We start from the raw sequence: 243 nt of genomic DNA on the forward strand, positions 1-243 counted from the left end.
GGCGACATGGTCAAGCGCGGCGACATCGTCGCGGTGGTCGAGACCCAGAAGGGCGCGATCGAGATTGAGACCTTTCAGGCCGGCCGGATCGAGAAATTTCTGGTTGAGCTTCATAGCAAGGTCCCGGTCGGAACGCCGCTGGCGCTGATTTGGGCCGAAGGCGAGGCAGCGGCCGTGCCAGCGCCACCGCCAACCGCGGCGCCCATCGTCCCCATGCCATTCCACCAGCGTGCCTGCTTCCAT

The 243-nt window shown here is 65.4% G+C and carries 1 protein-coding gene; it reads left to right on the top strand.

Annotated features, from left to right (window positions below; genetic code table 11):
• Positions 1–243, top strand: a 243-nt coding sequence (locus tag Q5762_RS39425; protein ID WP_315897136.1) for a biotin/lipoyl-containing protein, incomplete at both ends; no start/stop codon positions are given.

Source organism: Streptomyces sp. P9(2023), from assembly GCF_032436795.1.
Taxonomy (GTDB): domain Bacteria; phylum Actinomycetota; class Actinomycetes; order Streptomycetales; family Streptomycetaceae; genus Streptomyces.